We start from the raw sequence: 13,820 nt of genomic DNA, 5'->3' as shown, positions 1-13,820 counted from the left end.
AAAAGTAGCGTAGATTCTTAGGGATTAGAAATTCTAACGCTTATGAGGAAAACAATGTTGAAGAGGTTTGGTGCGTTCTCCTTCACTGTATTAATGGGTCTAGCTACGCCTACCTTCAATACTTGGGCGTCAGATGTATCGGTTAATTACGATGATGCAATTGTGTCTGCGAGTCAATTTGATCAGGACTTGATGCAGCAGCATGATGCACAAGACATTGCTATGTTTATTCCTAACATCCGTATTGGTGATACACAGCAGGATATTAACTCGCTGATTGGCACACCATACAGTGTTCAGCATCAAGACCAAAAAACTCACTGGGATTACAACGTCAGCATACCACGCTCAGTGGATAGCTTCATGGGATGTCAATATCGCCTAGAGTTTGACGGTAAAGGTGTTTTGCAATCAGCTGATTGGCGCAAAAGTGTGTGTGACTTGCTCTATCGCCAGTATGTCGGTGGAGGTGCCGGTCAAAGTGAACCTCGCCTTGAGGTATTTTCTTTGATGAGTGATGTACTGTTTAGTTTCAATAAGTATCAACTCAGTAGTCATGGTCAAGATACGTTGGACAAATTTATTGTTCAGCTTATGCAACGTTACCATAATCCAGTTGTAACGATTACAGGTCATACTGATCGTCTAGGGTCTGAGCAAGCGAATATCAATATTTCTCGATTGCGTGCACGTGAAGTAGGTAACCAGTTTTTAGCGCGAGGTTTGCCTAAGCAAAACTTGTTGATTAAAGGTGTAGGTGAAACGAGTCCGATAGTGGTCTGTGACGACGCTCAGCGTGATGCCGCACTGGTCAGTTGTTTGTCACCAAATAGACGTGTAGAAATTGAAATATACGAAACCCCTTAATCTATCTTGAGTTATTTGTTTTAGGTGGTGATAATATCGCCACCTAAAGTTTTTCTTGACGCATTATTTGTATTTTCAACGAAGTGTCGTCGCTGTAAGAAACTAAGTATCGTGATCTTATTGGTATGTATTGAGTACTGCCGATCAAGACAGCAGAGATTAAAAGTAGGAAACGCCAGTGAGTACGAATAGAAACCGATTGTTATTAGGCTCCGTGCTAACGGCGCTAGCGCTACATTTGCCATACACCATTGCTGAGACAATGGGTGCTTCAGGCTCTATTGCAGCCGCGCCACAAACGTCTGTTAATACACAAACACTTCAAACACCAACAAATGATGCTGTTGCAGCAACCATGTCGGCTGCGCCGATGCCGTTACCCTCTGGAATGGAAGTTAATCCGGGTGAGTGTTGGGTTTATGGTCAAATCAAGCCACGTAAGCGTGAGCAAACTGTGCAAGTGACAGTCAAAGACTCGCATACTACGATCAATGTAACGCCTGCTGAAATTAAACGTGGTTACAAAAAAGTGGTAACTCGTGAAGGTACAGTGACTTACCGTCTTCAACCCGCTACGTATAAGCGTGTTACGGAACGAGTATTGATACGTGAAGAGACTACTCGATTCGTAAAAGTTCCAGCAGTCTATGAACAGCGGGATAAACGCGTTGTGATTGAAGAATCACGTACTGTACTAGAGCAGTGTCAATCTGCAGGCGGCGGTGTGGCATTCTGTGCTAAAGAAATTCCAGCGAAAGAGCAAATTGTAAAAGTGCAAGTGCTAGTTCAGCCAGAACAAAGTAAAGTAGAGGTCATACCTGCGAAATACGAAAACGTAACGAAATGGGTTGTTGATGAGCCAGCTCGTGTTGTAGAGGTTTCACTTGCACCTCGTATGGAAGATGTACAAGTAGAAGAAATCGTGAAGCCCGCGAGCGCTAGTCCTCAAGAAGTGCCTGCTCAAATGCGCGAAATGCGTTTGAAGTCTTACGACGGCAAACCTCGTATGGTAATGCGCCAAGCAGTGTGTAATGGCGATATTAATGACACTTTGATTGCATCTTTGCAGCAGCGCTTATACGACAGTGGTTATGAACCTGGCCCGATTGATGGCAAAATTGGTCAGAAAACTATGGATGCTATGGCTGACTTTCAAACAGACAGTGGTTTGGCGGTCGGTTCTATTACGTTTGAGACTTTAGATACATTAGGTATTCATCGTAATTAATCTCAATGTATTTTGTAAATTCGTTGAGTAGATATCCATTAAAGCCAGCAAAATATGCTGGCTTTAATATTTTGGAAATATTTATACACTTTTTTACATGCATATTTAGTTTTGTAATTATTTGTAAGTGGTTTCATGTTTATTTGACAGGTTACTGATTGACGAAACAGTAACGATTGATATGATTTGAGTACTTATAGCAATTAATATAAGCAGCCGTTTAAGGCACTTAATTTTTCAGGCCCCTAAATAGCGTCTCTTTGAATTAAGTTATGCTTACCCACATTTTGGAGACAATGTAATGTTGACTAAATTATACGCACAAGCTCAATCTTTCTTAGCAAGCCGTGAAGGTGTTACTGCAATTGAATACGCAGTGATTGCAGCAGCGATTGCTGGTGTTGTGTTTGCTGTATTCAGTGGAACTGGTGATGGCTCACTTCAAGACACACTTGAGACGGCACTTGAGAATGTTGGCACTGCAGTGAATACTGCAACAGGCGGTGAATAATATCTAACTCACAGTCATCTATATAAAAGTTTATGGATAGTGCTTTGCTCGCATTTGCTGGCGTGTTCATTTGCTTAACATGCATCGCATGGGATGATATGAGATCTCGACAAGTGAGGCATAGATATCTTCTTTGCCTCACTTTTTTATTGATATTTACTTGGATTGATCAGCCTAACTGGTCGATATTACCGTATAGCTTAGTTATCTTGCTGGTCGGCTTTGTTTTGCATCTCATTCGCATACTAGGTGCCGGTGACACGAAATTATTGTTTGTAATTAGTCTTGGTGTGACGCCTCAGTTTCTTTCTTTGTTCTTATATGGCACAGTCCTATTGGGCGGCATAGTCGCTTCGTTGTATTTGCTCTACGGCTATTGTACGGATCTTTCTAAAGTACGTAAGAAAGGTATTCCATACGCAGTCCCTATTTCTTTATCGGGCGGCGCTGCCATTTTATTTTCATATCTTAGCTAACTTAACTCTTAGGACACAGGAATGCGATCCAAACTCTTGATGTATTTGTCACTGATTATTTTAGCGGTTGGCTTAGTTGGTATCTACATGACAAAAACGTCATTGTCGCAGCCACCTGTAGATAACACCCCTGTCGCACCCGTTGTCAAAGCAGTGCCTCCTGAAGTCTACTTCTCAGTTTGGACTGCAAAGCAGGACCTAGCAAAAGGCTCTATCATTTCCCGTGACGACTTGAGAATCAAGCAAGTAACTCAACAAGAAGGCTTCGAAAACGGTATTAAAAAAGACATTGTTTTAGAGTTTGATGATGGCATGGTCGTTAAAAAAGCCATTGCAAAAGATGGCTTAGTTTTTCCTGAAGACTTAGTCTCGCCAGATGAACGAGATTACTTCAGCTTTGCGATTGAAGATGGCTTCTTACCTGTTCCGGTGTCAGTATCAGCAACAGCTGTTTTAGGTGATGTCATCAAGGCTGGATCCTTAGTCGATGTATTGGCGTTGTTATCAACGACTCAGAATTTGAATGGTAGTGCACCTGCACGTGACTTAGGTAGTGTGTCATTAAAGACAGTTGTTAATGGTGCAAAAGTACTTCAAGTCATCAAAAATGTGCCATCAACGGCTGCCAAGAGCAGTGGAATGCTGTCGTTAGTCCAACCCTCAACAGGCCCGCAAATGGTATCGTTAATTTTGCAACTAACCAAAGCTCAAGCAGCAAAAGTAACTATGGCAAGCAGTATCGCTAAGCTCGAAGTGTTATTGTCATCAGACAAAAACCGTAACGCACAAATTAATATCGATGCAGGGGACATTGTTCCTCAGTACCGAGCGGTAATTGAGTTACGACCAAATAGTAGCGGTAGTCAACAGTCAACGCCGAGTATTACTAACCCTTTGCTTCAATAAGGAATAAGGACAACAATGATCAAGCATTTTTTGATAAGTATGTTGCTCATGACGGTATCCTTGTCGTTATGGTCGCAAGACGTACTCAACATGGGCGAAGGGGAAGCTCGCGCGCTGTCTTCAAAGCAAAAGATTGGTTCTGTTTTTATTTCTGCACCGGATATTGCAGATTATCAGGTGGTTGATAAGCATAAAGTAGTGGTCTTTGGGCGCCAAGTAGGACAAGCAACAGTGATGCTCTTTTCCGAGGAAGGAGACACATTACTGACTCAAGAGATTGTGGTCAGCAAAAGCATGCTGAATATACAGCGCCATGTTTCCACACTTTACCCTAATGCCAAAGTGAATATTTACAATCTTGGAGACAAAGTAGTACTAACCGGAACGGTAGCAACTGAAAAAGAGAAGGATGGTATTAATATTTTGGTTGGAGAATTACTTGGAAAGACGTCTGAAAATCGTGATATTGAGTGGGATCTGGGGGACGGTCAGACATTAACGATGGACTTTATGCGTCGACGAGACTTTCAAGGAGTAGTTAACAACATTGAAGTGGCGACTACGAAGCAGGTTAACGTCAAGCTATCTGTGGCAGAAGTATCACATTCTTTAATGCAAAATTTCGGTTTAGATTTTTATTCCAATGGCCAGCCATCCGGTGTGTTCGTGAATCCGTTACGTAATATCAGTAGCGCCAATATAATCAGTGCAATCTCAGCGATTAATGATGATGAAGTCGGTCAAATTCTTGCTGAGCCAAATTTATCCGTTATTTCAGGTGAGACTGCTAGTTTCTTAGTTGGTGGCGAATTGCCCATTACTACTGTTGTAGACAACCAAGTTAACGTGACCTACAAAGAGTTTGGTGTACGCTTAGAAATGATGGCTAAAGTCTTAACCGATGACAATATTCGATTATCTTTAATGCCAGAGGTAAGTTCTTTAGACACACAGTATGGCAACAGTACTTATAATATCCCTGCCTTTAAAACACGTCGTGCACGTACTACAGTCGAGCTAGCAGATGGTCAGAGTTTTGTGCTTGGTGGGCTACTGAACAGTGAAGACCGTGAACTATTGCGTAAAATCCCATTTATAGGTGATATACCAATCATAGGATCCTTATTTCGATACACCGAAACAGAGCGTAATAAAACAGAATTGCTGATCATTGCCACTGTTAATTTAGTTAAGCCTATTGAAACAGGGTCTGTGCAGTTGCCGACTTTCCAGCGTACAACCAATGCTCAGCGTTTCTTCGTTTTACCCAAGCGCCAACAAGATGCTAAAACACCCAATCGTGCGTTAAGTGAAGAGATCTTATCGGCCGGAGGCTTTAAGAAATGATGAAAACCATTAAAGCCTTTGTGATTGCGCCTCTGATAATGACGCTCACTGCCTGTTCCATCATGGACCCTCTTCCTCATAAAAAGGGTCCAAGCGTTCAGATTATGCCTGTCACGAACGCTGTTTCAGTGAATGCGGATAGTGATCACATAGAGCAATCAAAACAAAAGCTGATGATTGTAGTGCAGCAATTGGGTCAACAAATAAAGACTCAGAAAGTGATGCTGACTTGGTACTCCAGTGAGGGAGAAATACTCAAGCACTTCATGCAGAGTTATTTACAAAAAATGGGCGTTTCGGCTACTAATGTAGTGTTGGAAGACCTTAGTCTCCGTTATAACCCACTACAACGCTTTGATTTCACTTTATCTGTCGTGGATTATCAGGTAGCAACAGCAGACTGCAAAGACAATAGTATCGATAGCTTCTATCAAACGGGTAACGGCTGCTTTATAGAATCAGCTCGTTGGAATAGCATGGTAAACCCAGAAAAAATGCTAACGAATGATGCCAATAATCAGTCTAAATAATAGGGGGTACGATGTTTGATTTAGTGGATTCCCTGAAAAAGTCGAAAAAGACGAGCCCAGCTGTAGAGCAAGAAAAAATCAGCACAGTGTTGTTTTACCAAACTGCCGAATGCGAAGAACTCGTATTAGAAGCATACCGTTTTGATGGAATTGCACCACCTGCAGTGGTAAAAAATACTGCCGTCGATATAACGGAGCATGTTCGTCATTCCGATATTGAAGTTGTAATAGTTGAACTCAATAACAGTGACGATGTAAGTGGTGATGCAGAACGCATCAGTCATTTGCTGCCCAATCATGCATCAGTGATTGTCATTGGTAGTGAAGATGCCATTTCTACTATTCGTAACTTAAAAGCCATCGGCTTTTATTACTTATTTTGGCCCATTACCAAGCAAGAATTGATCGACTTTGTTCGCAGTGTAAGCGAAAACCGTAAGCAAAATAGTCACCGTGGCCCAGGTCAAAACCGACGCGCTAAATACATCAGCATTGTTGGCGCGAAGGGAGGGGTTGGCAGTACGTTTATTACCGCTGAAATGTCTTATCAACTCAGTGCACATAAAAAATCCTCTTGCTTAGTTGTTGATCAAAATCATACAACGGGTGATTTGGATATTATGATGGGCATTCGCGATTATGAGCGTCGCAAAGTGCAGAAAGGTGAAATCGCTAACATTAATGAATCCTTTGCTCAGTCGATGGTTTTTCAACAAAACAGCTTGCTGTCAGTGCTATCACTTTCTTCAGAAACATTGGACGATCTTACCTTGCTCGAATACAGCAATTCAGTAGTGGACTACTTAGCTGCTGATGTGAACTTTGTCATTGAGGATAGATCAGCGTCGGTGGCGTTCGGCCTAGAGGCCGACCGCTTTGTCAGTCTATGTGATGTGATTGTTTTGGTGATGTCGGCTTCGGTGTCCTCTGTACGTGATGCTGCTCGTATGCGTGATAAGATACGACGCCACAATACGTCTGAATCGCTACGTTTAATTTTAGTGATGAATCACATCATGCCTGAGAAGTCTGAAACCATCACCAAAGAAGATGCAGAAATATTTCTCAAACAGCCGATCGATGTTGATATCCCATTCTGCGAAATGTTATCGACATACATATTAGACAATAAGCGTATTGCTAAAACTTCCTTAAAGGCCGCTAAGCCATTGCGCCAACTAACATCGATCATTTTAGGGGAAAAGTCGAAAGTAGCCCCGAAAAAGCGTTCTTTGTTTTCATTCGGTTCGTAAATCTAAGGGGTAACTATGATCGGTGCTAAAGCTATTTATGTTGGGTTGCGTAAGCAAATTTTTGATGCGTTAGACCCTGATGCAATTGCCGGTATAGATAAGGAACAATTGTCCCGACAACTAGCAGATGCTGTGGATCTGCTAGTACAAAGAGAAAATCTGTCCGTTCCTCGCACAGTCAGAGCAGAATTCGTCTCTAATTTAGTTAATGAATTAATCGGTCTTGGCCCGCTGCAAAGCTTGATGGAAGATGACTCCATTACCGATATTATGATCAACGGGCCCGACAGCGTTTACATTGAACGCAATGGCATTGTTGAGCCTGCCCCTGTTGATTTTATCGACGAACGCCAGTTGCTTGAAATCGCAAAACGTATAGCCTCTCGAGTAGGGCGTCGAGTTGATGAATCAACACCGACATGTGATGCACGCCTCGAAGATGGTAGCCGCGTTAATATCGTCATTCCGCCCATTGCGATTGATGGCACCGCAATCTCTATTCGAAAATTCAAAAAACAAAGTGTCGATTTTAAAAAACTGTGTGAGTTTGGTGCGATGAGCGTCGAAATGGCACAGGTATTAATGGTGGCAGCACGATGTCGACTCAATATACTCATTTCAGGTGGTACAGGATCTGGTAAAACCACGATGTTAAACGCTTTGTCACAATATATTGGTGACAAAGAGCGTATTGTGACCATTGAAGATGCCGCCGAATTACGATTATTACAGCCTCATGTTGTCCGTTTAGAAACTCGTACCGCAGGCATTGAAAACACTGGCGTCGTGTCCCAACGAGATCTTGTTATTAATTCACTTCGAATGCGCCCAGATCGTATTATTGTTGGTGAGTGTCGTGGTTCTGAAGCCTTCGAAATGCTGCAGGCGATGAACACAGGGCACGATGGCTCTATGTCTACTTTGCATGCCAATACCCCACGTGATGCTTTGTCGCGAGTTGAATCCATGGTGATGATGGCGACCAGCAACCTTCCTCTCGAAGCAATTCGACGTACCATAGTGAGTGCCGTAGACTTAATTATTCAAGTGAATCGATTGCATGATGGCTCGCGCAAAGTAATGAGCATTACAGAAGTGATGGGATTGGAAGGTAACAATGTTGTACTCGAAGAAATTTTTCGTTTTGAACCCTCGTATCAACAGAGCGAACATGGTGTTTTAGAAGGGGACTTTGTTACTTCTGGCCTGATGAAACGTTCTGTGCTTTTTGAAAAGGCTCGCTTTTTCGGACTAGAAGAGCGTCTAATTGAGGCTTTCCGCGGCATTGAGCAGGATGAGCGTGGATGATTTGGTTTTTTATCTTTCAAGTCTTTTTTGGTGTGGTTGCTTTTTTATACTTTTTTAGACAACGACGACACGTTAAGCAACATGAATACTTGCAAGAATATGTTCGCGTAACGCGACCTAAAAACACTAAATCAATCCAGCAAGTGGTCGATCTAAGATCACTGATCGGCTACAGCGTAACGGGTAAAATCTATAACACTTGGCTTAATCAGTTAGACCAGCTAGGTGCGTTTCCTCGTATTAAGCTAATGATATTCATAGTGCTCATGTACTATTGTGGTTACTTTTTTAATGAGAATTTTCTACGCTCAGATAATCAAATTATAAACCTCTTATTTATCATTGTCGGCTTGTTTGTAGGGTACCAATACTTACAAGGCAAGCAAGAAAAGGACTTCGAAGATACTTTCCCTGTAGCGCTGAACATGATGACCAGTGCTGTGTCTTCTGGAGAAAGCTTAACGCAGGCCATAGCCTATGTTGGCAGTGCATTAGAAGGGCGCGTAGCCCAAGAATTTACCACAATGGCGAAACGGCTCCAGCTAGGTGAAGCGCCTGAAGATGTGTTTCGTAAAGCGTGTGCTCGCTTACCGTATCCAATGTTCTACTTCTTTGTTATAACCCTAAGAGCAAACATTGAGCGTGGAGGACAGTTACGCGATATTATTCAGCGCTTAAATAAACTAATGTTCAATATTCGCTCAGTCGAAAAAAAGAAAAGTGCCTTAACAGCAGAAGCGCGGACATCTGCCAAAATTGTTGCGGCTGTGCCATTTCTATTTTTAATCATCATGCGCTTTTTCAGCCCAGAGAATTTTGACTTTATAATGTCTGATCCTAAAGGGCGTTTATTGTTGTATTACATGTTGGTGAGTGAAACCGTTGGCATTGTGATTGTATGGGGGTTGATGCGAAGTGCTCGATAAACTCTTTTCTGATCCTTTATTTATCCTATTATTGACGGCCTTTTTTTTGCAGTTGGCGATTTTGCTGTTTAGCTCCCGTATCAAGAAGAAGCGAGGCCTAGAATGGTTGGCAAAAGAGCATCAACAGACACACCGCACTCAACATGAGTGGTTAAAGCCAGTCAAGCACGCTGTGCGTGTAGCGTTCTCCGCCAGTGAAGATGAAATGAAGCGTAAGTTTTTATCTTCAGGCTATTACAACAATCGTTTTGCGATCTATTACATGCCTTTTAAGTATTTGCTGCTGATCACTGGTTGCGTAGTGCTTTACTGGATTTCCGGGCTATTGAACTGGACGACAAGTGATACCATCATCTATTGTTTATTATGGGTTGTGGCAGCACTAATATTACCAGATGCCTACCTAGCGGCCAAAGCGCGTAGATTAAAAGTGCGTGTGACACACAAACTTCCTTACATGATTGATTTACTGGCCGTCTGTGTGCAAACCGGTATGACCATTGAAGCGTCAATGAATTACTTAAGTAAGGAAATGAAAGACTTTGACCCTGATCTAGGATACTTGCTCAATAAAACCCGAGAGCGCACCAAAGTTGTCGGCCTAGAAAAAGCCCTTGATGATCTTTATGAGCGAGTGCCGACAAACGAAATGCGCAGTTTCGTAATGACGTTAAAGCAAAGTATTCAATACGGCTCATCGGTTTACGAGGTACTCACTAACTTATCTTCTGAAATTCGAGCTGTGCAAATGCTCAATGTCGAAGAAAAAATTGGTAAGCTGGCCGCCAAAATGTCAGTCCCGCTGATTCTCTTTATCATGTTTCCGATCGTGGTGTTGATTGCAGCTCCAGGAATAATGAGGATGATGAACTAAATGCTTAAACTCGTACCTATTTTATTCGGTGTATTGCTGCTTGTTGGTTGTGCAAGCAGTGGAAAAAACAGTTCAATGGCACTTTCAGAAGAAGAGTTCTTAGCGCTCTCTGCCAATAATACGCGTCTAATTGAACTCTACAAAGACCGTCTGAGAGAGCAAGATAGCCCTGATACTCGACTGAAACTGGCCAAAGTCTACCTTGATACAGGGGATAATGAATCCAGCCTCTTCACCTTATCGTCACTGATTAAATCGAATGCTGGGAACAGCGAAGCGTTTTATCTACAAGGCGTCGCCCAATACAATCTAGGACAACTTCGCCAAGCAGAAAACTCTCTCAATATTGCTATTAATAAAGATGATGACAGTGCTAAAGCCGTTAATATGATGGGCGTTGTCAAGGCAGAGCTGGGGCATCTGGCACCAGCACGCCAGCAGTTTAATAAAGCTCGTGAAATGATGTATGACGATCTAGTAGTCAAAAATAATCTAGCGTTACTTGATATGTTGGAAGGTAAATATCAAGATGCGGCTGTCCGTTTGATGCCAATTTATTTGAATAACCCAGACCGAGCCGACCCAAAACTCAAAGCCAACCTAGCCATTATTCTTTCAAAAATGGGCAGTTTTGAAACCTTACGTCGAGTATATGGAGACAAATATACTGATACTCAACTGTTTGATATTTTTAATGATTTGAAAGCCAGTTTACCTGTTTCTCGTGTCTACGGCCCTTCTGCCATCAACCCGAGACTCGAAGCACCTCTTAATTTACCGCACTCGAAAGAGTCTTCTTATACTATCGAGACTGAGCACGTTGATGATCAGATCGCAATTATTAGCACCGAACCATTAGCGCCTTTACCGACAATAGAAAGCAGAACCATCACTGCTCCGCAAGAGCCGAAGAAAAGCAGTGGCTTCTTTAGTTGGTTCTCGTCCAAGAAAAAAGCTAAGAAAGAGCATAATTTTGTCCCTCTATCTCCGTATTCTCTGCGCCCCAACGACGGTTTTAACATCCCGATTGCACAGCTGCGCTCAATGTCTCTGACCACGAGAGCTGTTGCGCAGCAAGAAGAGTAATATCGATGCCTATTGTCTCCTATACAGGTACTAAAGCGAAGAAGCAGCGAGGTTTAGCCGCGATAGAACTAGCGTTGGGCTTTGTGGGCTTTTGGACACTGTGCCTCGTATGGGTGGAAATGAGCTATGTATCTTACATGTCTGCCTTAGGGGATATCATGATCACTCAGGCAAGTAGCGAAGCAAAACGAGGAGACAGTGGTTTTTTAACGGCCTTTGATAATGCGTTAGCTGAACAAGATAGCTTATGGCGTCACCTTGTTGATGAAGATGACTTCACCACCAGTATTCGTTACGTTGCTGACTTTGAGGCATTGGCTGCTATTTCCGGTGATGCTGCCATCCCCATAGGAGAAAGTGGCGATGTAGACTCTCCAATCGCTATTTATCGAATTAGCTACCGTTTTACGCCAGTGTTCACAACACTATTTGGCAGTACCGAAGAAATCTTTACCAGAGAGATGATCGTCATTCAGGAGTCGAAGCTTCAATGATGGCTTTTCAATCTCGCTCCTTTATAAAACGTAAAAAACAGATTGGGACGTTTGTCGTTGAGTTTGCCGTGATGGCGACCGCGCTTGCCATGGTGCTTGCGTTTTGTGGCGATACAGTGATTCGTCTCTCCACCAAAGGTAAGTTGGATAGACTGGCCTACTCTGCCGTGACTATTATCAAGGAGCGAGGAGCATTATTCGAAGGTGTTGATTTCCAAACAACGAATACAGCCCAGTTTGAGAGCCTGACAGATATCGTACAGAACTCACTAGACCGAACCTTAGGGAGCTTTAGTGCAGACCGCTTTGGCATGGCTCTAGAGGTGCAAACGTTTAATGCCGATGGTGATCCCCTAACTCTAATTACTCAGCAGAACTCGCAAGATGAAGGCATTGAATGTGTGCCCACGACCGCGTTAGATGGTTCGTTGAGCGTCGTGTCTTCTCAAGGTCAGCAAGTAAGCCTATATCGAGTCACCGTATGCTACCAAACGGTTAACTGGTTTGGTGCCTTGGTGGGACGAGACTATGGCATTGTCAGCAGCAATGCTGTTTCAGTAGGGCGATAACGTATGAAATACTTCGCTCAATCAAAACAAAAAGGCAGTGCCGCCTTACTTTTTATTCTTATCTTTCCTGCGCTATTCGCAATCTTCGTCTGGGGAGTAGAGGGTGCTCGTGTACTGCAAAGCAGTGCTCGCCTTAAAGATGCTGCCGAATCAGCAGCTATTGCTGTGTCGGCTCAACAGAATGTAACCAATGACGAGTGCTATGCTATTACTCAGGGCTTTGTTGGTGCTTACTTTCCTCAAGCGCAATCATTTCAGGTTCCTGCAGTGCGTGAGGGAAGTAGTATTGTATGTGTTGTGGATGAGTCTTCTGAAACATCGATTAAAGAGTTTACGATAACGGCTCAAGTTACTGAGAATACTTGGTTTCCTAGCGCACAGATTGCCAATTTTGGTGACACATTCAGTTTTTCTGACAGCGTGACAGTACGTCAAGATCAGTCCACACCGATGGATGTTATCTTGGTCGCAAATTATGCTTCGACCATGACTGACTCATCTCACAATTTCAAAAAAAATCAAAAAATAGATAAGCTAGAAGAAGCGGTGCAAAGTATTGCTAGTAAATTGGCCGAGTCTGAGCTACCGAATCAGTTAGCATTGATTGGTTTTGATCACTATGTATCAAAGTTCGAAGATGATGGTGCCAATGAACGATGGCGTTTAGATCATTATATGAGTTTCGATGAAACGGGGCACGCCAAAAGCGCCTGTTCAAGAAAAAGTTCTAGGGGTTCAAAAATGGACGATATTGAAAATTGTTTAGACTCGATAGATGAATCTTCTCTATTTAACGCTTCTAAGATCAATGTTGACAGCACCTTGGATAAACTATTTTCCAACACGCTTACCCCTGTTAGCCTGTTTGATCTGAGCTACCGTGATAAAGGTAGCAAAATTGATAAAATAAAAATTTCAGGTCACCGACATTCTGTAATGGACACCATCGAGTTAACATCGGACTTTCCAAAAATATATAATGCAGCTTCCGGCAAAGGCAAGTCAGGCTTCAAAGTAGTCAAAGGAAAGTCTGATATTAAGGGGGCCAGTTACACAGGGTTAATCGGCGGTGCACGGCTTGCCGATCAAGGCACTAACCCTAAGAGGCTTATCATTTTGCTTACGGATGGTATAGAGCAAGCACCAGCAGTGGCTCAAAAGCTGGTTGACCAAGGTCTATGTCGTCGTATTCAGCAACATTTTACAAACCAATCTGTAGAGATCGAACTGGCTATTATTGGCTTCGATTACGATAACGTTAGTGGTGCTGATATGCGCCGTTGTATCGGAGCAAGCCGACAATATAACTATAGCCCTAAAGACTCTGCAGCAAACGATGAACTGATAGACCAATTGCTAAACTTTAGCCCTAACGGCGTCGGTCGTTTAGTGCAATAATAATGCTAACACGTGATCCACAGTGATAATGGAATCAAGGATACAGA

15 protein-coding genes are annotated in these 13,820 nt (G+C 42.8%); all 15 read left to right on the top strand.

The genetic code is table 11. The annotated features are described in order from the left end of the window. Nucleotides 1–54: 54 nt before the first annotated feature. The 15 genes from AYW75_RS14610 (at nt 55) to AYW75_RS14545 (ending at nt 13,773) form a co-directional block, all read left to right on the top strand. Nucleotides 55–867 carry an OmpA family protein gene (locus AYW75_RS14610; RefSeq protein WP_067100878.1) on the top strand — a complete coding sequence of 271 codons (813 nt, stop codon included), beginning with the start codon at nt 55–57 and terminating at the stop codon, nt 865–867. A gap of 178 nt (nt 868–1,045) precedes the next feature. Next, complete coding sequence (locus tag AYW75_RS14605) at nt 1,046–2,095, top strand: peptidoglycan-binding domain-containing protein (RefSeq protein ID WP_067100875.1); 1,050 nt, start codon at nt 1,046–1,048, stop codon at nt 2,093–2,095. A gap of 301 nt (nt 2,096–2,396) precedes the next feature. Continuing rightward, nucleotides 2,397–2,606 (top strand): Flp family type IVb pilin, encoded by a 210-nt coding sequence (locus AYW75_RS14600; protein WP_067100873.1) that lies wholly within the window; start codon nt 2,397–2,399, stop codon nt 2,604–2,606. A gap of 32 nt (nt 2,607–2,638) precedes the next feature. Next, nucleotides 2,639–3,082 carry an A24 family peptidase gene (locus AYW75_RS18670; RefSeq protein WP_082856549.1) on the top strand — a complete coding sequence of 148 codons (444 nt, stop codon included), beginning with the start codon at nt 2,639–2,641 and terminating at the stop codon, nt 3,080–3,082. A gap of 21 nt (nt 3,083–3,103) precedes the next feature. Beyond that, nucleotides 3,104–3,988: a Flp pilus assembly protein CpaB gene (gene cpaB, locus AYW75_RS14595; protein ID WP_067100870.1), complete on the top strand. Its 885-nt coding sequence runs from the start codon at nt 3,104–3,106 to the stop codon at nt 3,986–3,988. 15 nt (nt 3,989–4,003) lie between these two features. Continuing rightward, complete coding sequence (locus AYW75_RS14590; RefSeq protein WP_067100867.1) at nt 4,004–5,335, top strand: type II and III secretion system protein family protein; 1,332 nt, start codon at nt 4,004–4,006, stop codon at nt 5,333–5,335. Next, nucleotides 5,332–5,865, top strand: a complete 534-nt coding sequence (locus tag AYW75_RS14585) for a hypothetical protein (RefSeq protein ID WP_067100865.1) — start codon at nt 5,332–5,334, stop codon at nt 5,863–5,865. The genes AYW75_RS14590 and AYW75_RS14585 overlap by 4 nt, the downstream gene beginning before the upstream one ends. An 11-nt stretch (nt 5,866–5,876) precedes the next feature. Then, nucleotides 5,877–7,118, top strand: coding sequence for an AAA family ATPase (locus AYW75_RS14580; RefSeq protein WP_067100862.1), 1,242 nt, complete (start codon nt 5,877–5,879; stop codon nt 7,116–7,118). 15 nt (nt 7,119–7,133) lie between these two features. Continuing rightward, entirely contained in the window at nt 7,134–8,426 is a 1,293-nt protein-coding gene (locus AYW75_RS14575) for a CpaF family protein (protein ID WP_067100860.1), read from the top strand. After that, nucleotides 8,423–9,352, top strand: coding sequence for a type II secretion system F family protein (locus AYW75_RS14570; RefSeq protein ID WP_067100857.1), 930 nt, complete (start codon nt 8,423–8,425; stop codon nt 9,350–9,352). The genes AYW75_RS14575 and AYW75_RS14570 overlap by 4 nt, the downstream gene beginning before the upstream one ends. Beyond that, a complete protein-coding gene (locus tag AYW75_RS14565) occupies nt 9,342–10,226 on the top strand; it encodes a type II secretion system F family protein (RefSeq protein ID WP_082856548.1) in 885 nt (294 codons plus the stop codon). The genes AYW75_RS14570 and AYW75_RS14565 overlap by 11 nt, the downstream gene beginning before the upstream one ends. Further along, nucleotides 10,227–11,312, top strand: a complete 1,086-nt coding sequence (locus AYW75_RS14560) for a tetratricopeptide repeat protein (protein ID WP_067100854.1) — start codon at nt 10,227–10,229, stop codon at nt 11,310–11,312. 5 nt (nt 11,313–11,317) lie between these two features. Next, a complete protein-coding gene (locus AYW75_RS14555) occupies nt 11,318–11,806 on the top strand; it encodes a hypothetical protein (protein ID WP_067100851.1) in 489 nt (162 codons plus the stop codon). Beyond that, nucleotides 11,803–12,375 (top strand): tight adherence pilus pseudopilin TadF, encoded by a 573-nt coding sequence (gene tadF, locus AYW75_RS14550; RefSeq protein ID WP_082856547.1) that lies wholly within the window; start codon nt 11,803–11,805, stop codon nt 12,373–12,375. Before AYW75_RS14555 ends, tadF begins: the two co-directional genes overlap by 4 nt. Nucleotides 12,376–12,378: 3 nt before the next feature. After that, complete coding sequence (locus tag AYW75_RS14545) at nt 12,379–13,773, top strand: TadE/TadG family type IV pilus assembly protein (protein WP_067100848.1); 1,395 nt, start codon at nt 12,379–12,381, stop codon at nt 13,771–13,773. The last annotated feature ends 47 nt before the right edge of the window (nt 13,774–13,820 follow it).

This window comes from Marinomonas atlantica, assembly GCF_001639725.1.
GTDB lineage: Bacteria > Pseudomonadota > Gammaproteobacteria > Pseudomonadales > Marinomonadaceae > Marinomonas > Marinomonas atlantica.
This window is presented reverse-complemented; position numbering and strand designations above follow the sequence as displayed.

Bases quoted from the DNA above. Each gene is read 5' to 3' on its own strand.
- AYW75_RS14610 (WP_067100878.1), top strand. From the start codon at position 55: ATGTTGAAGAGGTTTGGTGCGTTCTCCTTCACTGTATTAATGGGTCTA.
- AYW75_RS14600 (WP_067100873.1), top strand. From the start codon at position 2,397: ATGTTGACTAAATTATACGCACAAGCTCAATCTTTCTTAGCAAGCCGT.
- AYW75_RS18670 (WP_082856549.1), top strand. From the start codon at position 2,639: ATGGATAGTGCTTTGCTCGCATTTGCTGGCGTGTTCATTTGCTTAACA.
- cpaB (WP_067100870.1), top strand. From the start codon at position 3,104: ATGCGATCCAAACTCTTGATGTATTTGTCACTGATTATTTTAGCGGTT.
- AYW75_RS14590 (WP_067100867.1), top strand. From the start codon at position 4,004: ATGATCAAGCATTTTTTGATAAGTATGTTGCTCATGACGGTATCCTTG.
- AYW75_RS14585 (WP_067100865.1), top strand. From the start codon at position 5,332: ATGATGAAAACCATTAAAGCCTTTGTGATTGCGCCTCTGATAATGACG.
- AYW75_RS14580 (WP_067100862.1), top strand. From the start codon at position 5,877: ATGTTTGATTTAGTGGATTCCCTGAAAAAGTCGAAAAAGACGAGCCCA.
- AYW75_RS14575 (WP_067100860.1), top strand. From the start codon at position 7,134: ATGATCGGTGCTAAAGCTATTTATGTTGGGTTGCGTAAGCAAATTTTT.
- AYW75_RS14570 (WP_067100857.1), top strand. From the start codon at position 8,423: ATGATTTGGTTTTTTATCTTTCAAGTCTTTTTTGGTGTGGTTGCTTTT.
- AYW75_RS14560 (WP_067100854.1), top strand. From the start codon at position 10,227: ATGCTTAAACTCGTACCTATTTTATTCGGTGTATTGCTGCTTGTTGGT.
- AYW75_RS14555 (WP_067100851.1), top strand. From the start codon at position 11,318: ATGCCTATTGTCTCCTATACAGGTACTAAAGCGAAGAAGCAGCGAGGT.
- tadF (WP_082856547.1), top strand. From the start codon at position 11,803: ATGATGGCTTTTCAATCTCGCTCCTTTATAAAACGTAAAAAACAGATT.
- AYW75_RS14545 (WP_067100848.1), top strand. From the start codon at position 12,379: ATGAAATACTTCGCTCAATCAAAACAAAAAGGCAGTGCCGCCTTACTT.